Below are 25,958 nucleotides of genomic sequence, written 5' to 3'. Positions count from 1 at the left end.
GCCCCGGGCCCCCGACGACCTGGGAGGACAGATGCGGCGCCTGCTGGCAGCGCTGTTGCTGCCGTCGTTGCTCACCGGCGCGCTGACCGCCTGCGCCGGCGCTGAGGAGGCCCGGTCGGCGATGACCGTACGGGTGCTCGTACGTGACATCAACATCCGGCCGGAAGGCGTCGACTGCGCCGGCACCGGTCCCTACACCTACTTCCACAACCGGGCGCCCTTCCGGTTGATCGACGCCGCCGGCCGGACGCTGGCCGAGGGATCGCTGTCTCCGGGTACGTCCGTGGCGACCTTCGAGGAGGACCTGGAGGTGGCGCGCGTCCCGACGTACTGCGAGTTCGCGGTGCCGGTCACGGTCGCCGCCCGGGACAGCTACCGGCTCGTCGTCGACGGGCGTCCCCCGATCGACCTCACCAGGAACACCAGCGAGGGGCCGGCGCTGGTCGCGGTGGTGCCGTCGTGACCCGCCGGTACGCCGTCCGGCTGGTGGCCGCGGCGCTGGCGCTCGGCGCCGTGCTGACCTCGGCAGCCTGCTTCACCCGCAACGAATCGGCGCCCCCGGCCGCCCCGATCGCCGGCGGGGCCGCGGTACTGCCCGGCCCGGTGCCGGACGGGCTCGCCCTACGGCCCGCCCCGACCGACTCGCCCCGCGCGCCCGCCGTCACCGGCCGGCTCACCGACGGCAGCCGCATCGCCTTCGCCGACCTGTGGGCCGACCGTCCTGTCGTGCTGGTCTTCTTCAGCTCCTGGTGTACCACGTGTGCGCAGCGGCAGGACGCGCTGAGCGAGGTGGCCCGCACCCACCGGGACAAGGTCGTGTTCGTCGGGGTGGCCACCGAGGACAAGCCTGGGGATCTGCAGCGGTACCTGCGGGATCACCGGGTGGAGTATCCGGTCGTGTCCGACGAGGACGGCGGGATCTGGCGGGCGTATGCCGTTCGCGAGCCACCGGCTGTGGCAGTGGTCGCCAAGGGTGGCGCGCTGCTGCGGGGCTGGCCGGGCGGCGTTGACGCATCGACCCTCGACGGCAAGCTGCGCGAACTGGTGCTGGCCCCCTGACCGGTCCGCCGTGGTCGCTATGCTCCCGCGGTGTTCCGAAGTCTCTTCAACCGTGGTCCGCAGCCCGTCGAGTCGGCCGCCGACCTCGACCCGGCCCTCGACGACCACGACCTGCGGGCCGCCCGGGACAAGGCGCTCGCCGGCGACTGGCAGGCCGCTCAGGACGTCGTCGAGGCCGCCGGCGCCGACTGGGAACGACGGGGCCGCCGGATGGCGGCGCTGAGCGTGGCGGCCGCGGACGACGGAGCCTGGCTCGACGCCTGGCGTGCGGCGATCCCGGACGACCCGACGGCGGCGGCGATCTGGGCGTCGACCCTCGCGGAACGGGCGAGCCGGGCGCGCGGCTCGGCCCCGGCGGCCGACACCACCCGGGAACAGCTCGTCGGCTTCGCCGAGCTGTCGGCCCAGGCGGCCGCGGCGGGACGGCAGGCGATCGCGCTGGCGCCGCACGACCCGGTGCCCTGGATCGACGTGCTGTGGGCCATGTTCGCCGGCGGCCGCACCCGGCACGAGGAGTTCGCCGAGGCGCTCGCCGAGGTCCGGCGCCGGGACCGGTTCAACTTCGCGGCCCACCTGGCGGCGGTGAGCTTCCACTGCGAGAAATGGTTCGGCTCGCACGACGCCATGTTCAGGCTGGCCCGGGCGACCGCCGCCGCCGCGCCGCCCGGCGCGGGCGTGACCATGCTCCCGGTCTTCGCCCACTTCGAGTACGCGATGCGCGAGTTCAACTGGGGCACGCCGACGCCGAAGGGGCTGCTCGCCTGCCGCCGCTACTTCCAGCGCCCTCAGGTGCAGCGGGAGCTCGACGCGTGCGTGGCGAAGTGGCAGGCGGCCGGGCCGCCCACCCACGCCGCCGCGATGGTGTGCCGCAACTGGCTCGCCCTCGCCTACGCGCTCTCCGACCGGCGGGCCGAGGCGAAGGCGACGTTCGACGAGATCGGACCCTACGTCGCGAGCCCGGCGTGGTCCTACTTCTTCGGTGGCCGTGCCCACGGCTTCCTGTCGAACTGGCGGTGGGCCAACCGGATCCGCTGAGCCGCGAGCCCCGCGGCGGACGTCAGCTCGGCAGCCACGCCGGGGGGTCGGCGCCCCAGGGCGACGGGGGCGTCGCCCACGTACGTGGTCCGCCGGGCAGGCAGACCGGTGGCAGGGCGTACCGGAGACGACCGACCGGAGCGTCCCGCTCCTCGCACCAGCGGCTCGGATCCGGCGCGCTCGCCGGGCCCGCCGAACCCTCCGCAGGAAGTTCGTGCAGCAGCCACCGCGCGGTACGGGCCAGGGAGAGTTCGACCGACCAGGCCCCGCCCCGCTCGCCCCGCAGCGCCAGGGCCCGCAGCACCGCCGCCGCGAGGAGGTAGCCGGTGCCGTGGTCGAGGGCCTGGGCCGGCAGCGCTCCCGGCGTGCCGTCGGCCCGCCGTTCGACGTCCGCGATGCCGGTGGCGGCCTGCACCAGGCTGTCGAATCCGCGCCGGCGCGCCCACGGCCCGCTGAAGCCCCACGCCGACAGCCGCGCGACCACCAGATCGGGGCGCCGGCGGCGTAGCGCCTCGGGGGAGAGGCCGAACCGGTCCAGCGCCCCCGGACGGTAGCCGGTGACCACCACGTCGGCGTCGGCGACCAGCTCGTCGAAGCGCGTCCGGTCGGCGGGCCGGCGCAGATCCAGCAGGGTGGACCTCTTGCCGAAGCCGGTGTCCACGTGCTGCGCCTCGATCTCCGGCAGGTGGGGATCGTCGACCCGCAGCACGTCCGCGCCGAACAGGGCGAGGACCCGGGTCGCCACCGGACCCGCGATGACCCGGGTCAGGTCGAGCACCCGCACACCGGCGGCGGGCAGCAGCGGACACTCCGGTGGCGGCGGCAGCCGCCGTGGCGCGGCCGGGCCGTCGAGACGCAGCCCGACCAGGGGCTCCCGCGCGACCGCCACGGACTGCGGGTGCGCGGACCAGTGCTGCGGTGTGCGTACCGCGACGGCGAGCCCGCCGACGGCGGTGAGCGTCTCCTCGACGCCGACCGCCGGCTCCGCGCCGATCCGGTCGGCCACCTCGGCGGCCAGCGACGCGTCGTCGGTCCGGGACGGGTCGAACCCCAGAGCTGTCAGCAGCCGGTCGCGGTGGTGCGGGTAGTTGGCGTGGGTGCGTACCCAGCCGTCGGCGGCCGGCCAGAACCGGGACAGCGGCGCGAAGCCCTCGAAGGCCGTCCCGCCCACCCGCAGGTGCCGCTCGCTGGTGAAGGCGGTCGCCACGGCGCCGGTGTCCACCGAAACGGGGTCGCCCACCCGCAGCCCCCGGCTCCGGGCCAGCTCGGCTGCGGCCAGCCCGGCGGCGGCGACGGTCGCCACGGCGAGCTCCGCGACCGGCAGCCGGGCCGTCAGGACCCCCGCCGGACCGTGCCGGTCCACGGAACCGATGGCCGCCGGGTCGCCGCCCAGCGCGGTCCATGCCGCTCGGACCGCGTCTCCGCTCGCCTGCTCCACGAGCCGATTATTCGCCGGCCGCCGCCGCCGGGCGGCGGCGGCCGCCCACCGTCACCTCGGTCCCTTGGTGCGGGACGGCGACAGGCTCGGCAACGGGCTCAGCGAGGGCGACAGGGTCGTCGTCGGCTTGGGCCGGCCGGTCGGGCTGGAGCTGGGGGTCGGCACCTTGCTCGCCGTCGGTGACGCGGCGGTCGGCGTCGGTGACGGGGTCGTCGGCTTCGGCGTCTCCGGGGCGGTGGGCGACGGCGTGTCGTCCGGGAACTCGGGCGTGCCGAACCGGTACTTGTCCGGGTCGAGCTTGAGCGCGGCGGTGGCCTGCTCCATGAACTGCCGCCAGATCGGCCCCGGCCCGGTGGACCCGTACACCTCGTAGCTGCCGTCCTTGGTCCGCAGCGGCTTGCCGTCGGTGGTGCCGAGCCACACCGCGGCCGCGAGCGCGCCCGTGTAGCCGACCATCCAGGTGTGCACGTTCTGGGTGGTGCTCTGGCCGGCCTGCCAGGTCCCGGTCTTGCCGGCCGAGTCCCACCCGTTGTCCAGCTTGGCCGCCTTCACCCGGCTCAACGTCCAGTTGAGCTGGTTGATCGCCTCCTCGTCGAGCCCGACGTCGGCCTGCATCAGCCGCTCCTCGACGACGCGTTCGTCACCCTTGGTGACCGACCGGACGAAGTGCTGCTCGGCCCGCTTCCCGCCGGCGGCGAAGGTCGCCATCCCGTTGGCGTGGTCCTGTACGGCGATGCCGTACTGGCCGATGCCGACCTCGGTGGAGAAGCGTCCCGCCACCTCCTCGGCCGGCTGGCCGCGCAGCTCGACCCGCTGCGGCCGGGGGTTGCCCTTCTCGGTGGCCCACATCGAGTCGACGCCCGCCCGGGTGGCCATGTCGATCACCTTCGCCCTGCCCAGCTTCTCGGTCAGCTCGAAGTAGGTGACGTTGAGCGAGGCGACCGTGGCCTCCCACAGGGCGCAGTCCGGCTGGCACGGCGCGTGTTCGGCGTTGCGGATCGGGCCGGCCGGGCTCTCCTTGGTGCGGCCCGACTCCGGGAACTCCTTCGTCTCCGGCGAGTCGAAGTGCTGCTTCACGGAGATCTTGTCGCCTACGGCGGCGGCCAGGTCGTAGACCTTGAACGACGAGCCCGGCGGGTGCTGGCCGAAGCCGCGGGCCTCCCCGTTCTCGTCGTAGTACCACCCGGCGTAGTCGGCGCCCGCGCCGTCGTTGCCGCCGTAGTACCCCAGCACCCGGCCCGTGCCCGGCTCCACCGCCACCAGCGCGGCCTGCCAGTTCTTCGGCTGCCCGCGAACCGCCTCCGGCGCGCTGTCGCGCCGGATGTCGGCGGCCGCCTCGGCCGCGTCCTGGACCCGCTTGTCGATGGTGGTGACGATCTTGAAACCGCCGTCGCGGATGAACTCGGCCGGCTTGCCCTTGAACGCCTCGTCCTGCCGCAGCTCGCTGAGCACGTGGTTGATCACCAGGCCGGTCGGTCGGTCCAGGCCCGACCGGCCCGCGTTCGGGTCGATCGGCTTCACGTCGTCGGGGTACGCCAGGTTCGCCGCGTCCTCCGCCGACAGGTAGCCCAGCTTCACCATGCCGTCGCGGATGTAGTTCCACCGGTTTATCGAGTTCTGCTTCGCCGTCGCGTTGCGCCGCGGGTCGTAGCCGGGCGAGCCCTCCGGGTCGTTCGGGTCGGCCTCCGGCTGCTTCACCATCGCGCAGAGCACCATCGCCTCGGCCGGGGTCAGCTGGTTGGCCGCCGGCGCATCCCGCTGCACCGTCTTGCCGAAGTACGTCTGCGCGGCCGCTTCGATGCCGTACGCGCCGCGGCCGAACGGCACCGTGTTCAGGTAGAAGCCGAGGATCTCCTCCTTGGAGTACTTGTCGTCGAGCTTCCAGGCGATGACCGCCTCGCGGAGCTTGCGGGAGTAGGTGACGCCATTGAGGTCGGCGGCGACCCGCGCGTACTGCTGGGTGATGGTCGACGCGCCCTGCCGCTGGCCGCCGGTCACGTTCGACCAGGCGGCGCGGAGCACGCCGGAGAAGTCGATGCCCTTGTTGGTCCAGAAGCTGCGGTCCTCGGCCGCCACGATCGCCTGCTTGGCGGAGTCGTTCATCTGGTCGTACGGCACGATCGTCCGGTTCTCCGCGCCCAGCGTGGCCATCTTCGTGCGACCGTCCGCGTAGTAGACCGTGGTCGACTCCGGCAACCTGAGGTCGGTGGGGGTGGGCACGCTGTCGAAGTAGTAGCCGCCGGCCACCAGGCCGGAGCCGCCGAGCAGCGCGAACACGGCCAGGAAGATCAGAATGCGGTGGCGCCGACGCTTCCGTCCCGCGGGGGCGACCCGCGCTCCGGAACCGTCGGCGGCGTTGTCGTTGTCACCGGTGGGAAGCACCCGCACCCGATACCCTCCGCCCGATCCGACGAATCTTGGCTGTGCCCGATTACACCAGGTCGGGCGAGCTCCCGGGTGCCGGACCCCGAGTCAGCCCGGGTGAACCGGCGGGGGGTGACCGCACCGCTGCGGTGCGCAGTGCGCGGCGTGGTCGCGGGGTGACCCGCGCGCCGACGCGTTCCTCTGGATCAAGACGCCCGGCCGGTCCCGCGGCACGGGCACCGGGCACGACCCGGCCCGCGGCGGCGTCGCCGACCCGGCCGGCGGGGCCTGGTTCGACGAGCGGGGCCGTGGAGCTGGTGACGTACGCGAACCCGCCGCTGCGCTGAGCGGCAATCGACCCGGGGCGATCCCTCGTGCGGGACCGCCCCGGTCCGTCCGGGCCGGCCGTCAGCCGCGCCGGCAGGCCGTCACGGGTGGACGTACCCGCTCATGCGGTCGTTGCGCACCCGGACGGACGAGGGGCGGGCGGCCCACCGCGCGACGCTGTTGCCGCTCATCCGGCCGGCCCAGAACGGGGACAGCCGCCACATCGGGTGCGCGGTCCCGCCGCCCGGCAGCGGGATGACCTCGCGGCTGGTGTACCCGTGCCGGTGGTGCAGGTCCCGGTCGGACGTGGTGAACGCCTCCGCGTAGGTCGGCAGGCTCAGCGTGTCCATCCACCGCTGGCTGCCGGCGAGGACGGCGGCGGCCCGGTTCGCCCGGTCGGGCCCGGGGGCCGCCAGGAAAGCCAGATGGTTGTGGGCCTCGACGGGACGCCGCGTGGCGAGGGCGCGGCCGAGGAGGAGGAAGCGGTCGCGGTGAGGGCCGCACGCGGCCCCCAGGCGTTCGCCGTACCCGGCCGGCGCCGGGATCGGCCGGTAGCGGTGGAACCAGACGGTGGCGGCGGTGCCGTCCTGGAGGAGGAACGCGTCGCCGAAGAGCAGCGCGTGTTCCGACCAGATGCGGGCCACGGCGGCCAGCACGCCGGATCGGCACGGCTCGTCCGGGACGAGCCAGGCGCCGAGGACGGTGGGGGAGAGGGTATCGGTGATGAGATCGACGATCCGGTCGAGGTCGCGCCATCGGGCACGGACGACGGATGTTCTCACGGGCATGGAGAGCTCCTGCTCCTGCTCACTTTCGGAGGTGGCGCCAACCCGGCGTCGCGCACCCGGCGCGTCGGTCCACGGATCGGCCACGGGGCCGCTGGGGCCGTCGGGGCACTGATCGGCACGACTGGCCGGAGCGGCCGTCAGGCGCACTCCGGCGGTCGGTGCTCAGGCGGGTCTGGTCCCCGGCCGGGGCGATCGGGAGGACAGGCCGGCCGGGTGGTCCGGGCGGCAACGCTGTCCCCGTACGGCGGGCGGCGTCCAGGCCGCCGCCGACAGCTCGGCGACGTCGCTGTTCGCGGCGCCGGACGAACCGGCGCTGCCCGGCCCGGTCCCCGGCCCGGGCGGCAGGTAATCGGCGTCAGACCGGAGCGGGTGTGCGAGGCGGCCGAGCGGGGTGTCCGCCTCCCGCGGTGACCACTGGCGCACCGCGGCGCCCGGCGGCGACGGAGCGACGTCGGCGCCCGGCGTGCGGTCGGCGTGCTCCGGCGTCGTGGCGGCCGGTACCGCCCGGCCCGGCGATGGAGCTGCCGGGTTCTCGGCCGGGGCGCCGGCCTGGTCCGGTGGTGCGGCGTCCGGCGCCCGCGGTGGGGCCGGTGGACCGGCCGGCGGCTTCGCGCTTCCCCGCACCGGTTTGTGGGGCCTGAGCACCGGCTTGACCACCTTCTCGGTGACCGGACGCGGAACGGTGGTGGCCGGCTTCGCCGGTCTGGCCCGGCTGGGGCCGCCGGTCGGGGACGGGGATTTCGTCGCGCGGTGGGACGTCGGGCCCGGGCGGGCCGGTGCGGCCGCCGGCCGGCGGTGCGGCGCGGTGTGCCACGCGGTGCGGTGCGGCGGGGTATGCCACGCGGTGCGGTGCGGCGGGGTGTCCCGCGCGGTGCACTGCGGCCGGGCGTCCCCCGCACTGCGCTGCGGCGGGGCCGGGGGCGGCGACGTGGGCTGGGTCGAGGCGGCCGGCGGTGGGGTGTCCGGGGTCGCTTCGCCGGTTTCGATCGAGGGCGCGGCGGTGCCGGACGGGTCCGCCATGGGTGTCGCCGGCAGGCCGTCGGTCAGGAGGCCCTGGAGGAGGTCGACCGTACCGGTGACCGTCACGGTGGGCGTCGGGTCGGCGGCGTACGCGGCGTCGCCGGTGACCGCGTCGTAGGCGGTCCACGCGCCGCTCACCCCGGCGAGCAGGAGGCCGAGACGCAGGGCGACCCGCGTCAGCCGCTCGCCGCGCCGCGTCATCCCCGACACCTCTCCGAACCCCGGTCAGCGCCGGGGTCAACGCCCGTACTGTACCGAAGGCGCTCGCCCGATCACAGAGTGCGGCTGATCGGAATCGGGCGCGTCGCGAGCGGGCAGGAGTGGAATTCCGGCGGCCTGGGTACCTCGGCGGCCATGAGCACCAGCACGGTCGACAGCACCGCCACCGCCCCGGCCGCCCCGTCGGTGGGCACCGTCGCGGTCGTCGCCCACCGGAAGAAGACCCTCGGCGGCGGCCTGGACGAGCTGCGGGCCAGCCTGGTCGCCGCCGGCGTCGGGCGGCTCCTCTGGTACGAGGTGCCGAAGAGCCGCAAGGCGCCGAAGCAGGTGCGCAAGGCGCTGAAGAAGGGCGCCGACCTGCTCCTGGTCTGGGGCGGCGACGGCATGGTGCAGCGCTGCGCCGACACCCTGGCGGGCACGGACGTCCCGATGGGCATCCTGCCCGCCGGCACGGCCAACCTCTTCGCCACCAACCTCGGCATCCCCGCCGACCTGCCGGAGGCGGTCCGGATCGCGCTGCACGGCCGACGCCGCACGCTCGACCTCGGCCGCCTCAACGGCGAACACTTCGCGGTGCTGGCGGGCGCCGGCTTCGACGGGGACCTGATCCGGGAGGCCGACCGCAAGCTCAAGGGCCGGCTCGGCCGGGTGGCGTACGTCTGGACCGGGCTGCGGCACGTCCGCGGCGAGCTGGTGCGCACCCGCATCCGGGTCGACGGCGCCGACTGGTTCGACGGCGAGGCGAGCTGCGTGCTCTTCGGCAACGTCGGCACGATCACCGGCGGCATCCCGGCCTTTGACGACGCCCGCCCCGACGACGGCGCGCTGGAGGTCGGGGTCTCCACCGCCAGCGGCGCCATCGACTGGGCCCGCACCCTGGGCCGGATGGCGGCCGGGCGTTCCGAGGACTCGCCGTTCGTCCGGATCACCCGCGGCCGCAAGGTGACGGTCCGCTTCGCGACGCCGAAGACGTACGAGCTGGACGGCGGCGCCCGGACCACGGCGAAGCGGCTGAAGGTGAAGGTCGTCCCGGGCGCGTTGACGGTCTGCTGCCCCGACCCGTCGCCGGCGGTCAGGGCGTGACCGCGCGCGGCCGGGTCCGCATCCGGACGGGTCGGGGCACCCGTCGGACCAGCGCCCGTACGCCCGCGGCGCAGCCGATCCCGACGGCGAGCGACACGACCAGGGCCAGGGTGCGCGACCACGGTCCGACGATCGGCATCACCTGCCAGTGGGTCAGGTAGATGAAGAGCGAGCTGCCGGCGAGCGTGGCGGCCGCCCGGTTGAGGGCGGGCCGGCTCGGCAGCCGCGGCACCCAGACCAGCAGGGCGAAGCCGGCGACGATGAACGCCTCCCGGAACGGCTCCCCGAACAGGCCGGGCACGGTGGCCAGCGCGGCGGCGGTCACCACCAGGCGCTGGGCGGTCCGGGTGGCCCGGGCGGCGGCCCAGCCCAGCGCGAAGAGCCAGCACACCACCACGGCGTCCGGCACGTGCCCGAGCGCGGCGAGACCGGGCAGGTCGTAGCGGGTGACCAGGCCGAGGGCGGCCAGGGCCAGCGGCAGGCCGAACGGGTACCGCCGCTCGGCCCGGTCCACCGCCGGCACGGCCAGCAGCGCGGCGACCGCGACGAGGATGTACACCAGGGCCTCGATGAACCAGAACTGCCACGCGGTCGGCCCGTCGTGCGGGCCGAGGACGCTGTTGAGCAGCAGCACGTTGGTCAGGGTGTAGTCGCCGGTGACCGCGCCGGCGACGGCGATCCAGGCCACCGAGGGCAGCACGATGCGGCCGATGGCGCGCCCGGCGCCGCGCAGCCGCTCCCGCCGTGGCGCGTCGGTGAGCTGGAACCGGGCGAAGTTGAACCCGGCGACGGCGAGCAGCAGGTGGGCGCCCCCCTTGACGGTGAAGAGCGGGATGTGCGACCCGACGATGACGACGATGGCCAGGGCGCGCAGCGCCACGCTGGTCTCCAGCACCCGCCGTCGGGTCGGGGGTGGGGGCGCTGGCCGGGCGAGGTCGCGGATGGCGGTGGTGTGCCAGTCGGCGGGCAGGTCGCCGAGGAGTTCCTCGAGGCGTACCGACATCTCCACGTAGGACAGCGAGTCGCCGCCGAGGCCCACGAAGGTGTCGTCCGGGGTGACGTCGGGCCGGTCGAGCAGCTCGGCGTAGAGCCGGCGGAGCCGGTCGGCGTCACCGTCGGCCGGCACGACGGCCGGCGCCGGCGTGGGCGGCAGCCCTCGGACCGCCCGGTAGTCGGGCTTGCCGCTGGTCAGCCGGGGCAGCTCGGCCAGGACGTGCACCCGTACCGCACGGGCCGGTAACCCGGCCGCGGCGGCGGCCGACCGCCGCACCCGCTCCGGGTCCGGACCGCCCGTCGCGGCGACGACGAGCTCCCGGTCCGTGCCGGCGCAGTACGCCTCGACGCCGTCGCGCCGCAGGTGCGCCTCGACGCGGTGCGGGTCCACCCGGAGCCCGAAGATCTTCGCGAACCCGCCGGCCCGTCCGATGATCTCGTAGAGCCCGTCCGGCCCGCGCCGGGCCACGTCCCCGGTGCGCAGCTCCTCGACGGTGCGGCCGAGGGCGAGGTCGGCGGGGGACTCGGCGTAGCCGAGCATCACGTTGGGTCCGGAGTAGACCAGCTCCCCGGTGTCCGGTGCGGGCCAGTCGGGCAGCGGACGCAGTCGGAACGCGCCACCGGGCACGGGCACGCCGATCGCCTCGGGTCGGCTCTCGGCCAGCTCCGGCGGCAGGTACGCCATCCGGGCCGTCGCCTCGGTCTGCCCGTACATGACGAAGAGCCGCCAGCCCCGGCGGCGGCCGAGGTCGGCGTAGCGGGCCACCCGCGCGGGGTCGAGCCGCCCGCCGGCCTGGGTGACGTAGCGCAGGTGCGGCAGCCGCATCCGGTCGAAGCCGACCCGGTCCAGCAGGTCGAAGGTGTACGGCACTCCGGCCAGGCTGGTGCCCCGGGCGGCCCGGAAGAGGTCCCAGAAGCAGGTGTCGGCGACCGACAGGTCGGTCAGGACCAGCGCGGCGCCCCGCAGCAGGTGGCTGTTGACCACGGAGAGCCCGTAGCAGTAGTGCAGCGGCAGGGTGGTCGCCGCCCGGTCGGTGTCCCGGATGTCCAGGTAGCTCGCGATGGCCTCGGCGTTGGCCTGGAGGTTCGCCGACGACAGCCGGACCAGCTTGGGCGAGCCGGTGGAGCCGGAGGTGCTGAGCAGCAGCGCCAGGTCGGGGTGCAGCTCGTGCCGGCTGGTCGGGCGCCGCTCCTGCACCCGCAGCTCGCCACCGACCCGGCGGATCACCACGTCCGGGTCGTACGCCCGGGTCAGCTCGGCGGTCGCGAGGTCGTTGTCGCCGGGCACCAGCAGCAACGGGTGCCCGGCGGCCAGCGCAGCCAGGTACGCGACCAGCTCGTCGAGCCGGTTCGCCCCGGCGAGCAGGACCAGGCGCCGGGTGGTACCGAGCCGCTCGGCCAGGGCGGCCACCCGCTCGGCCAGCGCGGCGTAGCTGAGCCGGGTCTCGGCAGTGATCACCGCCGGCCGGTCACCGTGGCGGGTGAGGGCGCGGACGAACGGCGCCGGCCCGACGTCGAGAAGCATGGCCGACAGGTTAGGGGAGCCTGACCTAAGTTTCGGAGGGGGGTGGGCTTGCTTCGACGGTCATCAGTAAGGTAAGCCTTACCTGTGCAGAATCGTCTCCGTCTCACCCTGACCGTGGCCCTGGCCGGGCTCCTCTCCCTGACCGCGTGCGGTGGTCCCGAGGGCGATCCCGGCAAGCCGGGCGACAAGCGGCTGACCATCTACAGCGGCCGCAGCGAGGCCCTGGTGAAGCCGGTGCTGGAGAAGTTCGAGAAGTCCACCGGCATCAGCGTGGACGTCCGCTACGGCAGCACCGCCCAGATGGCCGCCCAGCTGCTGGAGGAGGGGGAGCGCAGCCCCGCGGACGCGTTCTTCGCCCAGGACGCCGGCGCGCTCGGCGCGGTCGGCAAGGGCGGCCTCCTCGCCGCCCTCCCCGGCGAGCTGCTCGACCGGGTGCCGGCCGCGTACCGGGACGCCGACGGGGAGTGGGTGGGGGTCAGCGGCCGGTCCCGCGTGCTGGCCTACAACGCCGACCAGGTCGAGGCCGCCCAGTTGCCGAAGAGCGTCTTCGAGCTGACCGACCCGCGGTGGAAGGGCCGGATCGGGGTCGCCCCGACGAACGGCTCCTTCCAGGCCTTCGTCACCGCCCTGCGGGTGCAGCACGGCGACGTCCGGGCGCGCGAGTTCCTCACCGGGCTCAAGGCCAACCAGCCGCAGATCCGCGAGGGGAACGTGCAGATCGTCTCCGACATCGACGCCGGCACGGTCGCGGTCGGCCTGGTCAACCACTACTACGTGTACGAGTTGGCCAAGGAGCGCGGTGGCAACCCCGACGCGCTCAAGGCCAAGCTGCACTTCTTCCCTGACGGTGACACCGGCGGACTGGTCAACGCGGCCGGCATCGGCCTGCTCAAGCGCTCCGGCGGGGACCCGGACGCCCGGGCGCTGGTCGACTACCTGCTCGGCGCCGAGGCGCAGACCTACTTCGCCACCGTGACCTTCGAGTACCCGCTGACCGCCGGCGTCCCCGCCGCCCCGGGCCTGCCGCAGCTCGCCACCCTCGACGCGCCGAAGATCGACCTCAACGACCTGGACACCCTCGACGCCACCGTCGCGATGATCAAGGAAGCGGGGCTGGCCTGAGCGGCGTCCTGGCCGGTGACCGGCGGGCGAAGGCCCGCCGGTCACCGCGCCGCACCGTACCCCGGCCGGCGCTGACCGCCGCCTCCGCCGCCGCGGTCGCGGTCGCCCTGCTGCCCCTGGTCTACCTCGCCGTCCGGGCCGCCGAGGCCGGCGTCGACCGAATCCTCGCCGAGCTGCTGACCGCCCGGGTCGCCGTGCTCGCCGGGCGCAGCCTCGCGCTCGCGGCCGTGGTCACCGCGGCCTGCACCGCGCTCGGCGTCGGCATCGCCCTGCTGGTGACCCGCACCGACCTGCCCGGCCGACGGGCCTTCGGCGTCCTCGCCGCGCTGCCACTGGCCGTCCCCACCTACGTCGCCGGGTTCGCCTGGACCGCCACCGTGGACCGCTTCGAGGGCTTCTGGGCGGCCGCCCTGCTGCTGACGGTCTGCTCCTACCCGTACGTCCTGCTGCCCGCCGTCGCCGCGCTGAACCGGGCCGACCCCGGGCAGGAGGAGGTGTCCCGCTCCCTCGGCCGGGGGCCGTGGCGCACCCTGTTCGGGGTGACCCTGCGGCAGATCCGCCCCGCCGTGGCCGCCGGGGCGCTGCTGGTCGCCCTCTACGTCCTCTCCGACTTCGGCGCGGTCTCCATCGTCCGGGTGGACACCTTCACCCGGGCCATCTTCACCGCCTTCAACCTCGGGTTCGACCGCACCGGCGCGCTCGTGCTCTCCACCGTCCTGGTCGCCCTCACCGTCCTGCTCATCGGGGCGGAACTGGGCACCCGCACCCGCGACGCCCGGTACGCCGGCAACCCCGTCCGGCCCCCGGTACGCCTGGCGTTGGCCCGCTGGCGCGGACCCGCGCTGCTCGCCCTGCTCGCCGTGTACGCGCTCGCCCTCGGCGTGCCCGCCGCGGGGCTGGCCCGCTGGCTCGCCGCCGGAGTGTCCCGCCCCGGCTCCCTCGCCGAGGTGGCCACCGCGGCCGGCGCCTCGCTGTCGGTCTCCCTCGCGGGCGCGGCGCTGACCATGCTCCTCGCCCTGCCGCTGGGGCTGCTCGCCGCCCGGGCCCCCGGCCCGGTCGCCACCGTCCTGGACCGGCTCACCTACGTCGCCCACGCCCTGCCCGGCGTGGTGATCGGACTGTCCCTGGTCTTCTTCGCGGTGAACGTCGCGTACCCGCTCTACCAGAGCGTCTGGCTGCTGGCCCTGGCGTACGCGACGCTCTTCCTGCCGCTGGCCGTCGGCGCGGTGGCCGCCGCCGCGGCGCAGAGCCCGCCGAGCGTCGAGGAGGCCGCCCGGTCCCTGGGCCGCGGCCCGTTCACCGTGTTCCGCACGGTCACCCTGCCGCTGACCCTGCCCGGGATCGGCGCGGGGGCCGCCCTGACGTTCCTCACCTGCATGAAGGAACTGCCCGCCACCCTGCTGCTGCGCCCCACCGGCATGGACACTCTCGCCACCGAGCTGTGGACGCACACCTCGACGGCCGCGTACGCCGCCGCCGCCCCGTACGCGGCGATCCTCGTCGCCCTCGCCGCCGTCCCGACCTGGCTGCTCGCCGCCCGCACCGGCCTGGTCGACCCCGCACCCCCCGGAGGCCCCCGATGACCGAGAGCATGCTGACGGTGGCCGACGCGGCCAGGTCGTACGGGTCGGTGCCGGCCCTGGCCGGCGTGGACCTGACGGTGGCCACGGGCGACCTGCTGGCCGTGCTCGGCCCGTCGGGCTGCGGCAAGACGACCCTGCTGCGCTGCGTCGCCGGGTTCGAACGCCTCGACCGGGGCGCCGTCACCGTCGCCGGGCGGCCGGTGGCCGGCCCGGGCGGGCACGTCCCGCCGCACCGTCGCCGGGTCGCCGTGGTGCCGCAGGACGGGGCGCTCTTCCCGCACCTCTCCGTTGCCGACAACGTCGGCTACGGCCTGGACCGGGCGGCCCGGCGCGGTGGCCGGATCGAGGAGGTGCTGGCCCTCGTCGGGCTCGCCGGCTACGGCGGGCGGATGCCGCACCAGCTCTCCGGCGGCCAGCAGCAGCGGGTCGCGGTGGCCCGGGCCCTCGCGCCCCGGCCGCCGCTGGTGCTGCTCGACGAGCCGTTCAGCGCGCTCGACGCCCAGCTCCGCGTCGAGCTGCGCGTCGACGTACGCCGGGCGCTGCGGGCCGACGGTGCCACCGCAGTGCTGGTCACCCACGACCAGGCCGAGGCGCTGTCCATGGCCGACGCCGTCGCGGTGATGGACGCCGGCCGCATCGTGCAGCACGGCACCCCGGCCGAGGTGTACCGGGACCCGGCCACCCCCTGGGTGGCCCGCTTCGTTGGAGAGGCGGTGCTGTTGCCCGCCACCGTCGACGACGACGTCGCGGTCACCCCGCTCGGCCGGCTGCCGCTGCGCGGACCGGCGGTCGGCGGCGCGGCGACTGTCCTCATCCGCCCCGAGCAGCTCCGGCTGGCGCCGACCGGCGGCTCCGTCGCGACGGTCGTCCGGCAGGACTTCCACGGGCACGACGCGCTGACCACGCTGCGCCTGGCCGACGGCACGCTGCTCACCGCGCGGACCCTCGACGAGGGCGCCGGACTCAGCGCCGGGGCGCAGGTCGCGGTGACGGTGCGGGGACAGGTCCGCGCGTACGCCGGATCGGCCTGACGCCCCGGCCGCTGCGCGGTCCGGGGGAGCGGGCAGGATCTCGGCATGGACGGCGACGTGGGCGACTACCTGGGTGAGCTGGTCGACCGGGCGCGCGACGTGCTCGGCGACAACCTGGTCGGCGCGTACGCGGCGGGGTCGGTCGGCCTGGACGCCTACCAGCCGGGACGCAGCGACGTCGACGTGGCGCTGGTCGTCGCCCACGCGCTGGACGGGTCGACCAAGCGCACGCTGGTGGACCGGCTGCGGCACGAGGCGCTGCCCTGCCCGGCGCGCGGCCTCGAACTGGTCGTCTACCGGCGCGACGTGGCCGGATCCGGCACCCCGGAGCCGGGCTTCGAGGTCGAGCTGAACACCGGCCCGGCGATGCCGTTCCGGGCCACGTACGCCCCGACCGACCGGCCCGCCGCGGACGGACGCTTCTGGTACGCCCTCGACCGCAGCATCCTGCACCAGTCCGGGCTGGCCCTGCTCGGCCCGCCCGCCGGGGACGTCTTCGCCGACCTCGCCCCGGCCGACCTGCGCCGCCTGCTGACCGAGGCCCTGGCCTGGTGGCTCGCGCTGCCCATCCCCGCCGGAGACGGGCCGGCGCCCGGCGCGGAGGATGCCGTGCTGGGCGCGTGTCGCTCGTTGGTGAAGGCCCGCGACGGCGTCTGGTTCTCCAAGGTGGACGCCGGTTACCGGCTGATGGAGCGGGGCGAGCACGTGGAGCTGATCGCACGCTCCATCGCCGCCCGCCGGGGCGAACCGCCGCCGAGCGGTCCCGAGGCGCGCGCCTTCCAGCGGCAGGTCCTCGCCGAGGTCGCGGGGACGCATTGACGGAGGTGACAGTCCTACTGTAAACAAGGTGTACTGAATGAGTCGGGGAGGTTCCCATGCGACGCTCGGTACTCCTGGCCGCGATCCTGCTCACGCTGACGTCGACCACCCCGGCCGTCGCCGCGCCGCCACCCCGTCCGGCCGCCGCGACCCTAGCCGCCGCCACCCCGGTCCAGATCTACGGCGCCTGGCACTGCGGCAACGACTACTGCACCTGGCGGACCGTCCGTACCGTGGCCGAGTTCGACAGCCAGAACCACTGGCTCGTCGACCGGGGCGACGGCCGCCCCTCCGTCAACCTGGTGGTGCTCAGCTTCGTGAACCCGCTCGCGCTGCTGCACCAGACCACCGACGCGACCACGCTCGACGGCGTACCGCGGGGCATGACGTCGGAGATCGTCAGCTACTTCACCTCCCACGGCATCCGGGTGATGCTCTCCATCGGCGGCATCACCTACACCGATGACTGGGACGCCGCGCTCGCCGAGAACCCCGCCCTGCTCGGCCAGCGGGCCGCCGCCGTCGCCACCCGGCTCGGCGTCGGCATCGAGATCGACTACGAGCAGAACAGCGACCCCGACCTCACCGGGCTGCAGGCCTTCATCGACGGCTACCGGGCCGTCCACCCGTACGACGCCACCGGCGTCCGGCCGGAGGCCCGGCTGACCATCGACGTCGCCGCCGGCGACCGGTGGCTGATCGACCTCAACCGCCGGGCGACCGCCGACTGGCTGCGCACCGACGCCCCGGTGCTCGACTACGCCAACGCCATGGTGCCCGCCCGGCCCGCCTCGGCCAGCACCTCCCAGGCGAGCTGGCAGGAGCACGTCGACGGCAAGCCGCAGTACAGCCCACCGGTGCCGCCGCTGGCCCCGGCGAAGTTCACCGGCGGCCTCTACATCGCGTACGGCGGCAAGCCGCTGCCCGAGTGCGTCGACTACACCAACTCCGTTCAGCGGGCCGCCGCGCCGTACGTGCAGACCGTCACGCCCAACGGGGCGGGCACCTCTGCCGGCATGCTGGGGTACATGTTCTGGGCTGCCGAACGGCCGTCGACCCGGGGCATCGGGACCGTGCCGCCGAACACCTGCGAGGGCGGCGTCGGTGCCGGGGCGACCGCCCTGACCGTCCCGGTGCCGATGCCCGCGCTGCGCCAGACTTGACCCCGCTCAACGGCGTGCCCGCCGGCAGCTACCTGGTCGTGTCCCACCCGACCAGGGAGGTCAACCCGGAGGCGGTCGATCGGGCGCTGGCGATGTGGAACGACGGCGGCTCCGCGCAGATGACCGTCCGGTCCCCGGTGGAGATCGCCCGCTGTTTCGACGGTCTCGAACTTCTCGAACCCGGACCGGTTACCTGCTCCCGGTGGCGTCCGGGCGGCAACGACACGACCCCGACCTCCGAGTACTGCGCGGTGGCGCGCAAGAGCGCGTGAGGCGGCCCGGCCGCCCGGCGCTGTGCCGGGCGGCCGGGTCAGCGGTGGATCAGTAGACCGTCACGCCGTACTTGTTGGCGGCCTCGGGGACGGGCTGGTAGAACGTCGTGCCACCGGACTGGCAGTTGCCGCTGCCGCCGGAGGTGATGCCGAGCGCCTTGGTGCCGTCGTAGAGCGGGCCGCCGGAATCGCCGGGCTCGGCGCAGACGGTGGTCTGGATCATGCCCTTGACGGTGCCGCTGCCGACGTAGCGGACCGTGACGTTGAGGGCGGTCACCGTGCCGCTGTGGGTGCCCGTGGTCGACCCGGTGCGCTTCACCGCCTCGCCGACGAACGCGTTGGCGGCGGTGTAGCCGCCGGGGTGAGTCAGCGAGGTGTTGTCGTAGCGGACCAGCGCGTAGTCGTTGCCCGGGAAGCTGGAGCCGACGGTCGGGCCGATGAGGGTGGTGTGGCTGGAGTTGGTGTACCAGGTGTTGGCCACGTCCCCGCAGTGCCCGGCGGTCAGGAAGTAGTAGGTGCTGCCCTTGACCACGTTGAAGCCGAGCGAGCAGCGGTAGCCACCGCCGTAGATGGCGTCACCGGCGGAGAGCAGCGGACGGAAGACCCCACCCGCCCGGTCGATCCGGATCGCGCCGGCGTTGCGGCCGGCGCTCTTCTTGATCGCGGAGAGTTCGGCGGCGGAGACCGTGTCGTCCGCGGTCACCACCACACGTCCGGACGTCGCGTCCACGCGCCAGGCGATGCCCTCGACACCGGACGCCTGCACGGCGCTGTCGACCTCGGCGAGCTGGCTGGCGCTGAAGCTGGGCGGGGCGGCCGAGGCGGCGCCCGGCACGGTGAACGCGCCGGCGGCGACCAGGCCGACGGCGGCGGCGAGCAGCGGGGTGAGCCGGCCGGGGGTGTGTCGGATTCTCACGGTCTCCTCCTTGGAGGCGGCGGGCGACCGGTGCGGGCGGGGCCCATGAGGCGTCGCCGGGCCCAGGGTCGGGGATTGACCTCGGCGAACGTGATAGCGGCGAGTATCTACCAGGGTCAATTTATCCGCAAGGGGCTCGCCGGTGATGGCCGGTCCGCGGCTATGGTGTCGGCGGGGAGGTACGCATGACGTTGCAGATGAGCGGGGCCGCGCGCCCGCCCGCCCGCGCCACCGACGGACGGCTCCGGTGAGCCGGGCGGCCGAACCCGACCTCGCCGCGCTCGACGCGGCGTTCCCCGGCGCCGTGGCGACCCGGGCGGCGGACCGGCTGCGGCTGGCCCACGACGCGTCGCACTACCTGCTGCATCCCCGCGCGGTGGTCACCCCGGCCGACGCCGAGCAGGTCGCCGCCCTGCTGCGACACAGCCGTCGCAGCGGTACGCCGCTGACCTTTCGCTCCGGCGGGACCAGCCTCAGCGGGCAGGCGGTCACCGACCAGCTGCTCGTCGACACCCGCCGGCACTTCCGCGAGCTGACCGTCCTCGACGACGGCCGACGGGTCCGGGTGCAGCCCGGGGTCGTGCTGCGCCAGGTCAACAACCGGCTCGCCCCGTACGGCCGCAAGCTCGGCCCCGACCCGGCCAGCGAGTCCGCCTGCACCGTCGGCGGCGTCGTCGCCAACAACTCCAGCGGGATGACCTGCGGCACCGAGTTCAACACCTACCGGACGCTGGAGTCGCTGCTGCTGGTGCTGCCCAGCGGGACCGTCCTGGACACCGGCGCCCCGGACGCGGACGAGCGGCTGCGGGCCACCGAGCCGGAGCTGCACGCCGGCCTGCTGCGGCTGCGCGACCGGGTCCGCGGCAATCCCGACTCGGTCCGCCGCGTCCGCGCCCAGTACGCCATGAAGAACACCATGGGCTACGGGGTGAACGCCTTCCTCGACCACGACTCGCCCAGCGACCTGCTGACCCGGCTCGTCGTCGGCAGCGAGGGCACACTCGCGTTCGTCGCGGCGGCCACCTTCCGCACCGTACCGGTGCACCGGCACGCCGCGACCGGCCTGCTGGTCTTCGACACCCTGGCCCGGGCGATGGCCGCGATGCCGGCGCTGGTCGCCGCCGGGCCGGCCGCGGTCGAGCTGCTCGACGCCGCCGCGCTGCGCGTCGCCCAGCTCGACCCGCTGGCGGACGCCGCGCTGCGCGGCCTGGCCGTCCGGGAGCACGCCGCGCTGCTGGTCGAGTGGCAGGAGGCCGACCCCGACGCGCTCGCCGACCGGGTGGCCGCGGCCCGGCCCGTGCTCGCCGGCCTGCCGCTGTCCGCCCCGGCCCGGCTCAGCGGCGAGCCGGCGGCCCGGGCGGCGCTCTGGCACATCCGCAAGGGCCTGTACGCGGCCGTCGCCGGCGCCCGGCCCTCCGGCACCACCGCCCTGCTGGAGGACATCGCCGTACCGGTGGCCGCCCTCGCCGACACCTGCGCCGAACTCGCCGACCTCTTCGCCCGGCACCGCTACGAGCAGAGCGTCATCTTCGGCCACGCCAAGGACGGCAACCTGCACTTCATGCTCAACGAGCGGTTCTCCGGCGGCGAGGCGCCGGAGCGGTACGCGGCGTTCACCGAGGAGATGGTCGACGCCGTCCTCGCCCACGGCGGCACCCTCAAGGCCGAGCACGGCACCGGCCGGGTGATGGCGCCGTACGTCCGCCGGCAGTTCGGCGACGAGCTCTACGACGTCATGCGCGAGCTGAAGACGCTCTGCGACCCCGACGGCGTGCTCAACCCCGGGGTGCTGCTCAGCGACGACCCCGACATCCACCTGCGGCACCTGAAGACCGTGCCGACCGTCGAGCCCGAGGTGGACCGCTGCGTCGAGTGCGGCTACTGCGAGCCGGTCTGCCCCAGCCGGGACCTCACCACCACGCCCCGGCAGCGCATCGTGCTGCGCCGGGAGATCGCCGCCGCGCAGGCCGACGGCGACGAGCGGCTGGCCCGCGAACTCCAGGCGGACTACGACTACGACGCGGTCGACACCTGCGCCGTCGACGGCATGTGCGCCACCGCCTGCCCGGTCCTGATCAACACCGGCGACCTGGTGAAACGGCTGCGCGCCGAGCGCAACGGGAGCCTCGCCCAGGCCGGCTGGCGGGGCGCCGCCGCCCGCTGGGGGACCGCCACCCGCGGCATGGCTCGCGGCCTGGACCTGGCCGGCAGCCTGCCGCCCGCGCTGCCCGAGACGGCCACCCGGGCCGCCCGGGCCGTCCTCGGCCCCGAGCGGGTCCCGCAGTGGCGACGCGACCTGCCCCGGGGCGGCGACGTCCGACGCGCCCACCCGGTCGACGACCCGGACGCGGTGTTCGTCCCGTCCTGCCTGGGCACCCTGTTCGCCCCGGCCGAGGGCGGCCCGGGCGTGGCCGCCGCACTGCTGGCCCTCGCCGAGCGCGCCGGGGTCCGCCTGCTCGTCCCCGACGGCATCGCCGGCGTCTGCTGCGGCACGCCCTGGTCCTCCAAGGGCCTCACCGCCGGCTACCAGGCCGTCGGCGACCGGGTGTCGCCCACGCTGCGCGAGGCCAGCCGCGGCGGGACGCTGCCCGTGGTCAGCGACGCCGCGTCCTGCACGGAGGGCTTCGCGAAGCTGGTCGCCGACGGCGGCGACACCGTCGGGGTGGTCGACGCCGTCGCCTACGCCGCGACCGAGCTGCTGCCCCGGCTGACCGTCCGGCGCCGGCTCGCCTCGCTCGCCCTGCACCCGACCTGCTCGTCCACCCGCCTGGGGCTCGACGAGGCGCTGCTCACCGTGGCCCGGGCGGTCGCCGAGGAGGTGGTGGTGCCCGACGGCTGGCAGTGCTGCGGCTTCGCCGGCGACCGGGGCCTGCTGCACCCCGAGCTGACCGCCGCCGCCACCCGCGCGGAGGCCCGCGCGGTGTCGGAGCGGCACTTCGACGGGTACGCCTCGGTCAACCGCACCTGCGAGATCGGGATGGCCCGGGCGACCGGCCAGCCGTACCGTCACCTCCTCGAGCTCTTGGCGGAAGCGACCCGCTGACGGGTGTCGCCCGCTCGGCGGTTCAGAGCGCCCGGGTCAGCTCTTCGATGATCTCGGCCGCCGGTGCGGCCCGCGCGGCGCGGTAACCGGTGCCGGCCCAGAGGTGCAACCGGTCGGCGTCACCGGCCGCGGCGGCGGCTCGCCGCAGCGGCCGGGTCAGGTGGTGCAGCGCCGGGTAGCCCAGCGGGGCGTCCGCCTCGTACCGGTCGATGAAGTCGTTGCGCAGCCCGCGCGCCGGCCGTCCGGTGAACGCCCGGGTGACCACGGTCCGGTCGCGCCGCGGGTCGACCAGCGCCTCCCGGTGGGTACGGTTCGCGCCGCTCTCGTCGGCGCGGAGCAGGAGCGTGCCGACCAGGACGGCGGTCGCGCCGGCGGTGAGCGCCGCCCGGACGTCCGCACCCCCGCCCACGCCGCCCGCCGCCAGGACGGGCAGGCCGGTGCGGGCGCGGACCAGGCCGACGAGCTCGGCCAGCGGCCGGACCGGCGCGGGGGAGTCCGGGGTGAAGGTGCCGTAGTGGCCGCCGGCGTGCCCGCTCTGGGCGACCAGCCCGTCCACCCCGAGGTCCGCCGCGGCCGCCGCCTCCGCCGGGTCGGTGACCGTGACCAGCACCCGGCTTCCGGCCCGTTGCAAGTCGCGGAGCACCGCCGCGGGCGGCAGTCCGAAGGTGAAGCTGACCACCGGCACCGGGTCGTGGACCAGCAGCGCGAGCTTCTCCGCCCAGTGGTCGTCGTCCTCGGTCCGCGGGGCCGCCGCCAGGTCGAGCCCGTAGGGCCGGCCCTCGTCGGCGATGCGGGCCGCGTAGCAGCGGAACTCGGCCTCGTCGACGGGCACCGGCGTCGGCACGAAGACGTTGACGCCGAAGGGCAGGCCGGTGGCCCGCGCCGCGGCGATCTCCGCCGCCACCGTCTCCGTCGGCTGGTAGCCGGCCGCCAGGAAGGCGAACGCGCCGCAGGACCCCACCGCCGCGACCAGCCGGGGGGTGGTGGGTCCACCCGCCATCGGCGCGGCGACCACCGGCAGGTCCACCCCGAGAAGCGCTCTCCGCTCGTTCTCCACCGACCCAGTCTGCCAAGCCCGGGGTGCGGGCATGGTGCGGGTGCCGGTCCCGGGTGGCGGATCTCCGGCGCCGACGGGATCGCCGGTCTATGTTGCAGAAGACGACCGGCGTCCGCGGTGGCGGCCGAGGGCCGGAGGCCGGGCAGGCCCGCGATGCGAGGGTGAGGGACGGATGTCCGCAGGTACGTCGCCGACGCGACCGCTCGCCGGGCGGGTCGCGGTGGTGACGGGTGCGGCCCGTGGCATCGGACGGGCCGCCGCCGTCGCCCTGGCCGAGGCGGGAGCCGACGTGGTCGGCATCGACGCCGCCGGCCCGGTCAGCGTCATCCTCGACTACCCGCCGGCCACGGCGGAGGACCTCGCCGAGACCGGCCGGCTGGTGACTCAGAACGGTGGACGGTGGCGGGGACACGTCGCCGACCAGCGGGACATCGCCGCCCTCCGCTCGGCGGCGGCCGTCGCCGAGCAGGCCTGGGGCGGGGTGGACATCGTCTTCGCCAACGCCGGCATCCAGGCGTTCAAGCCGCTGCTGGAGATGGCCGACGCCGACTGGCACGACCAGATCGACGTCAACCTGACCGGGACGGCGAACGTGCTGCGCGCGTTCGCCCCGCTGCTGGTCCGGCGCGGGGGAGGGCGGATCATCGTCACCTCCTCCACCCAGGGCCAGCACGGCACGAAGTCCGGCGCGGCGTACTCCGCGTCGAAGTGGGGGATCATCGGGCTGATGAAGTCCGCCGCCCTGGAGCTGGGCACGCACGGGATCACCGTGAACGCGGTGATCCCCGGGCTCATCGACACCGCGCTGACCCGGCACGAGGACCGGTACGCCCAGGCGATCGTCGAGGGCGGGCGGAGCCCGTCCGGGGATGTCGACGAGGACGAGCGGACCGCCATCGAGTTGCTGCGCGCGAAGACGCCGTTGGGCGTGCCGTGGATCGAGCCGGAGGACGTGGCGCCGCTGGTGGTGTTCCTCGCCTCCAACCAGGCGCGCCTGGTCAGCGGCGCGTCGTTCCCCGTGACGGGCGGTGACAGCGCCCACGTCACCGCCTGAGCGGGGGCTCAACCGGCCTGGATCGATAGGGCCAGAGCCCCACCACGTAACGCGGGGCGGTCTCCGCGGCTCCTACCAGTAGAGCGGGAAGCAGCTCGTCCGCCTTCCCCGTGGGGCCCTGGTCGAGGTCATGAACCCCCTTCTCCCGATGCGGGGGCGGGTATCGGCGATGGCGATGGCGGCGAGGACCACGGCGGCGGCGAGAGCGGGCAAGAGTGGTGGCCCGAGGAGCATCGCCGGTGTCAGGGCGGCCAGTACGAGCAGCCCGACCGGCCGGTCACCGGATATGTGGCCGAAGACCGCGTATTCGAAGGTGGCGCGGCCGACGAGAAACAGCGCGGGCCCGCCGAGGATGACAACGATCCAGGTCGGGTACGTATCGCCGAGTGGATGGGCGATGACGAGCTCGAAGCCGACGGCGGTGACGACGACGCCGGCGACCATGACCACGTGGGCGTATGTCGCTGCGAGGCCCAGGCGGAGCGGGTCGGCGGATGCGTGGATGGCCTCGGCCAGCAGCTCTCCCGCACGGTAGATGTAGATTCGCCACAGCAGTACGGTGGTGGCGATGGACACCGCGAATGCGGCGCTCCGGTCGGGCTCGAAGCCGGTGCCGCTGAACGCCAGCCCCGTGACCAGGATCAGCTCGCCGAGCGCGATGATGAAGAACTGCCGGTGGCGCTCGGCGAGATGCTCGGCCATGACCGGCAAGTCTGACTTGGGTGAGCGGCCCAACCTCGGGGTTGGCAGGCCGAGCGCGAATACGACGTAGTCCACAACCAGCGCCAGCGTCCACAGCGTCACGCGTACGGCGTCGTGCGCGAGCGCACCGGCGATCCACGGCACCGAGGACACCGAGAACCAGAACAGCGCCCGTGCGGATCGGCGCTGCAGGTCATGGCCACGCAGCTGGAACAGGAGGAAAAGGCTCCGGCCGACCTGTGTCGCGACATACGCGGCGGCGAAGACCAGGCCCTTTGCGCCGAACGCGTCAGGCAACGCGGCGGCCATCACCAGACCGCCGACCAGGGTACCGATGACCAGCAGCTGTATCGCTGGTTGCTGCGGGTTCAACCGGTCGGTCAGCGACGCCGTGGTGAACCAGACCCACCACATCGCCAGCAGCAACACCAGCGTCCGGAAGGCGCCGCTCCACGCGAGATCATCGATCAGCTCGTGTGACAGCTGGGCGAGCCCCAGCACGAACACCAGGTCGAAGAACAGTTCCAGGAAGGTCGCCCGCTGTGGATCGCCGGGTCTCCGTACCAGCTCGGCTCCGCTAGTCCTGGTCATTGGCTCGCCCGGTAGGTGCTGTCAGAGGTGGCGCTCGAATCGGGGCGATGGTCAGGATGGTCAGACAGCCACCACGTACGGAAAGGTCGCGGGAGACTTCGAGGACGATCGACTCGACGGTGGTGCCGGCGAAGCTGTTCCGCGGGTTCTCCGGTCGCCACGCCGAGCGGTCCAGCTTTGCGCTGTTCCTGAAGGCGTCGTTGACGGTGGCGAGCTGATCGAGGTCGATGTAGAAGGGGTCCATGATCCGGCCGGCCCAGATCCGCAGAACGTCGTTGCTCGCTACCTCGCCGGTCCTACCCTGGACGAGGAGCTTGCCGGTCGCTGCGTCGTCGCGCGCCTCCCCGCCGGTGAGGGCGTGAAGCGTCAGTGTCTGCCGCCCCCGAGCGTCCGGTTCGCCGAAGGCCACCCGGTAGGTCAGCTCTTCCAGTTCGGCGCCGTCGAAGTGGACCTTGAACTCGTACCGCGCCTCGGCGTGGAAGCCGTACTTGATGTCGGCTCGGGTCACCGAACTGTTGACGTCCATGACGAACACCGTGCCGCGCTCGCCGTTGAAGGCGTCCAGGTCTTCGATGCAGAGCTGACCGCTCTGCGCCGCGAGCGGGGTGTCAAGATGATGCGACATCGACTGAATCCTCCACGGGACACCGGGGATGGCGCCTCTGACATTACGTGGCATCTGTCCCTTTTTTGGAAGAATCGGCCGCTCCCCCTGGGGGCCAGACGCATGTTCAGCTCTTGTCCGGGCGAGTTG

The 25,958-nt window shown here is 74.5% G+C and carries 21 protein-coding genes; 12 read left to right on the top strand and 9 right to left on the bottom strand.

Annotation, left to right across the window (positions count from 1 at the left end; genetic code table 11):
• Positions 1-31 precede the first annotated feature (31 nt).
• The 3 genes from ACTWO6_RS19680 to ACTWO6_RS19670 are packed head-to-tail and all read left to right on the top strand — an operon-like array spanning position 32 to position 2,094.
• Complete coding sequence (locus ACTWO6_RS19680) at positions 32-463, top strand: hypothetical protein (protein WP_446215300.1); 432 nt, start codon at positions 32-34, stop codon at positions 461-463.
• Positions 460-1,059, top strand: coding sequence for a TlpA family protein disulfide reductase (locus tag ACTWO6_RS19675; RefSeq protein WP_446215299.1), 600 nt, complete (start codon positions 460-462; stop codon positions 1,057-1,059). Before ACTWO6_RS19680 ends, ACTWO6_RS19675 begins: the two co-directional genes overlap by 4 nt.
• A gap of 30 nt (positions 1,060-1,089) precedes the next feature.
• Complete coding sequence (locus ACTWO6_RS19670; protein ID WP_446215298.1) at positions 1,090-2,094, top strand: hypothetical protein; 1,005 nt, start codon at positions 1,090-1,092, stop codon at positions 2,092-2,094.
• A 22-nt stretch (positions 2,095-2,116) separates the two neighbouring features.
• Here the strand turns inward: ACTWO6_RS19670 and ACTWO6_RS19665 are convergent, their stop codons facing one another.
• The 4 genes from ACTWO6_RS19665 to ACTWO6_RS19650 form a co-directional block, all read right to left on the bottom strand.
• Entirely contained in the window at positions 2,117-3,532 is a 1,416-nt protein-coding gene (locus ACTWO6_RS19665; protein ID WP_446215297.1) for a CoA transferase, read from the bottom strand.
• 51 nt (positions 3,533-3,583) lie between these two features.
• Positions 3,584-5,920 (bottom strand): transglycosylase domain-containing protein, encoded by a 2,337-nt coding sequence (locus ACTWO6_RS19660; RefSeq protein WP_446215296.1) that lies wholly within the window; start codon positions 5,918-5,920, stop codon positions 3,584-3,586.
• Between the two features lie 404 nt (positions 5,921-6,324).
• On the bottom strand, positions 6,325-7,011 hold the full coding sequence (locus tag ACTWO6_RS19655) for a hypothetical protein (protein WP_446215295.1): 687 nt from the start codon (positions 7,009-7,011) through the stop codon (positions 6,325-6,327).
• A 162-nt stretch (positions 7,012-7,173) separates the two neighbouring features.
• On the bottom strand, positions 7,174-8,232 hold the full coding sequence (locus ACTWO6_RS19650; RefSeq protein WP_446215294.1) for a hypothetical protein: 1,059 nt from the start codon (positions 8,230-8,232) through the stop codon (positions 7,174-7,176).
• Between the two features lie 153 nt (positions 8,233-8,385).
• Here ACTWO6_RS19650 and ACTWO6_RS19645 point away from each other — a divergent pair, with 153 nt between their 5' ends.
• Positions 8,386-9,333 (top strand): diacylglycerol/lipid kinase family protein, encoded by a 948-nt coding sequence (locus ACTWO6_RS19645; RefSeq protein WP_446215293.1) that lies wholly within the window; start codon positions 8,386-8,388, stop codon positions 9,331-9,333.
• Here ACTWO6_RS19645 and ACTWO6_RS19640 read toward each other — a convergent pair.
• Entirely contained in the window at positions 9,323-11,851 is a 2,529-nt protein-coding gene (locus tag ACTWO6_RS19640; RefSeq protein WP_446215292.1) for an AMP-binding protein, read from the bottom strand. The two genes, ACTWO6_RS19645 and ACTWO6_RS19640, sit on opposite strands and share 11 nt — an antisense overlap.
• Positions 11,852-11,935: 84 nt before the next feature.
• Between ACTWO6_RS19640 and ACTWO6_RS19635 the strand changes: the two genes are divergently transcribed.
• From ACTWO6_RS19635 to ACTWO6_RS19610, 6 genes are all read left to right on the top strand, one after another.
• The gene (locus tag ACTWO6_RS19635) at positions 11,936-12,973 is read left to right on the top strand and encodes an iron ABC transporter substrate-binding protein (protein WP_446215291.1); all 1,038 of its coding nucleotides are present in this window, start codon (positions 11,936-11,938) and stop codon (positions 12,971-12,973) included.
• 71 nt (positions 12,974-13,044) lie between these two features.
• On the top strand, positions 13,045-14,556 hold the full coding sequence (locus ACTWO6_RS19630; RefSeq protein ID WP_446220703.1) for an ABC transporter permease: 1,512 nt from the start codon (positions 13,045-13,047) through the stop codon (positions 14,554-14,556).
• Positions 14,553-15,587, top strand: coding sequence for an ABC transporter ATP-binding protein (locus tag ACTWO6_RS19625; protein ID WP_446215290.1), 1,035 nt, complete (start codon positions 14,553-14,555; stop codon positions 15,585-15,587). The genes ACTWO6_RS19630 and ACTWO6_RS19625 overlap by 4 nt, the downstream gene beginning before the upstream one ends.
• Before the next feature lie 45 nt (positions 15,588-15,632).
• The gene (locus tag ACTWO6_RS19620) at positions 15,633-16,406 is read left to right on the top strand and encodes a nucleotidyltransferase domain-containing protein (protein WP_446215289.1); all 774 of its coding nucleotides are present in this window, start codon (positions 15,633-15,635) and stop codon (positions 16,404-16,406) included.
• Positions 16,407-16,462: 56 nt separating this feature from the next.
• Positions 16,463-17,569, top strand: coding sequence for a hypothetical protein (locus ACTWO6_RS19615; RefSeq protein WP_446215288.1), 1,107 nt, complete (start codon positions 16,463-16,465; stop codon positions 17,567-17,569).
• On the top strand, positions 17,566-17,841 hold the full coding sequence (locus tag ACTWO6_RS19610; protein WP_446215287.1) for an SAM-dependent methyltransferase: 276 nt from the start codon (positions 17,566-17,568) through the stop codon (positions 17,839-17,841). The genes ACTWO6_RS19615 and ACTWO6_RS19610 overlap by 4 nt, the downstream gene beginning before the upstream one ends.
• Positions 17,842-17,890: 49 nt before the next feature.
• On the opposite strand, the gene ACTWO6_RS19605 is transcribed toward ACTWO6_RS19610, so the two are convergent.
• A complete protein-coding gene (locus ACTWO6_RS19605; RefSeq protein WP_446215286.1) occupies positions 17,891-18,757 on the bottom strand; it encodes a S1 family peptidase in 867 nt (288 codons plus the stop codon).
• 247 nt (positions 18,758-19,004) lie between these two features.
• Here ACTWO6_RS19605 and ACTWO6_RS19600 point away from each other — a divergent pair, with 247 nt between their 5' ends.
• Positions 19,005-21,800, top strand: coding sequence for an FAD-binding and (Fe-S)-binding domain-containing protein (locus ACTWO6_RS19600; RefSeq protein WP_446215285.1), 2,796 nt, complete (start codon positions 19,005-19,007; stop codon positions 21,798-21,800).
• A 22-nt stretch (positions 21,801-21,822) separates the two neighbouring features.
• On the opposite strand, the gene ACTWO6_RS19595 is transcribed toward ACTWO6_RS19600, so the two are convergent.
• Positions 21,823-22,857: a nitronate monooxygenase gene (locus ACTWO6_RS19595; protein WP_446215284.1), complete on the bottom strand. Its 1,035-nt coding sequence runs from the start codon at positions 22,855-22,857 to the stop codon at positions 21,823-21,825.
• A gap of 172 nt (positions 22,858-23,029) precedes the next feature.
• Between ACTWO6_RS19595 and ACTWO6_RS19590 the strand changes: the two genes are divergently transcribed.
• Entirely contained in the window at positions 23,030-23,911 is an 882-nt protein-coding gene (locus ACTWO6_RS19590) for an SDR family NAD(P)-dependent oxidoreductase (RefSeq protein WP_446215283.1), read from the top strand.
• A gap of 72 nt (positions 23,912-23,983) precedes the next feature.
• On the opposite strand, the gene ACTWO6_RS19585 is transcribed toward ACTWO6_RS19590, so the two are convergent.
• Together ACTWO6_RS19585 and ACTWO6_RS19580 are read right to left on the bottom strand one after the other, a co-directional pair.
• Positions 23,984-25,204 carry a low temperature requirement protein A gene (locus tag ACTWO6_RS19585; RefSeq protein WP_446215282.1) on the bottom strand — a complete coding sequence of 407 codons (1,221 nt, stop codon included), beginning with the start codon at positions 25,202-25,204 and terminating at the stop codon, positions 23,984-23,986.
• Positions 25,191-25,883 (bottom strand): hypothetical protein, encoded by a 693-nt coding sequence (locus ACTWO6_RS19580; protein ID WP_446215281.1) that lies wholly within the window; start codon positions 25,881-25,883, stop codon positions 25,191-25,193. The genes ACTWO6_RS19585 and ACTWO6_RS19580 overlap by 14 nt, the downstream gene beginning before the upstream one ends.
• Between the last annotated feature and the right edge of the window lie 75 nt (positions 25,884-25,958).

Source organism: Micromonospora sp. IBHARD004, from assembly GCF_052814115.1.
This window is presented reverse-complemented; position numbering and strand designations above follow the sequence as displayed.

Excerpts from the sequence above, each read along its gene's own strand:
- ACTWO6_RS19590 (WP_446215283.1), top strand. The coding sequence starts at position 23,030 with ATGTCCGCAGGTACGTCGCCGACGCGACCGCTCGCCGGGCGGGTCGCG.
- ACTWO6_RS19650 (WP_446215294.1), bottom strand. The coding sequence starts at position 8,232 with ATGACGCGGCGCGGCGAGCGGCTGACGCGGGTCGCCCTGCGTCTCGGC.
- ACTWO6_RS19625 (WP_446215290.1), top strand. The coding sequence starts at position 14,553 with ATGACCGAGAGCATGCTGACGGTGGCCGACGCGGCCAGGTCGTACGGG.
- ACTWO6_RS19655 (WP_446215295.1), bottom strand. The coding sequence starts at position 7,011 with ATGCCCGTGAGAACATCCGTCGTCCGTGCCCGATGGCGCGACCTCGAC.
- ACTWO6_RS19645 (WP_446215293.1), top strand. The coding sequence starts at position 8,386 with ATGAGCACCAGCACGGTCGACAGCACCGCCACCGCCCCGGCCGCCCCG.
- ACTWO6_RS19615 (WP_446215288.1), top strand. The coding sequence starts at position 16,463 with ATGCGACGCTCGGTACTCCTGGCCGCGATCCTGCTCACGCTGACGTCG.
- ACTWO6_RS19585 (WP_446215282.1), bottom strand. The coding sequence starts at position 25,204 with ATGACCAGGACTAGCGGAGCCGAGCTGGTACGGAGACCCGGCGATCCA.
- ACTWO6_RS19680 (WP_446215300.1), top strand. The coding sequence starts at position 32 with ATGCGGCGCCTGCTGGCAGCGCTGTTGCTGCCGTCGTTGCTCACCGGC.
- ACTWO6_RS19580 (WP_446215281.1), bottom strand. The coding sequence starts at position 25,883 with ATGCCACGTAATGTCAGAGGCGCCATCCCCGGTGTCCCGTGGAGGATT.
- ACTWO6_RS19620 (WP_446215289.1), top strand. The coding sequence starts at position 15,633 with ATGGACGGCGACGTGGGCGACTACCTGGGTGAGCTGGTCGACCGGGCG.
- ACTWO6_RS19640 (WP_446215292.1), bottom strand. The coding sequence starts at position 11,851 with ATGCTTCTCGACGTCGGGCCGGCGCCGTTCGTCCGCGCCCTCACCCGC.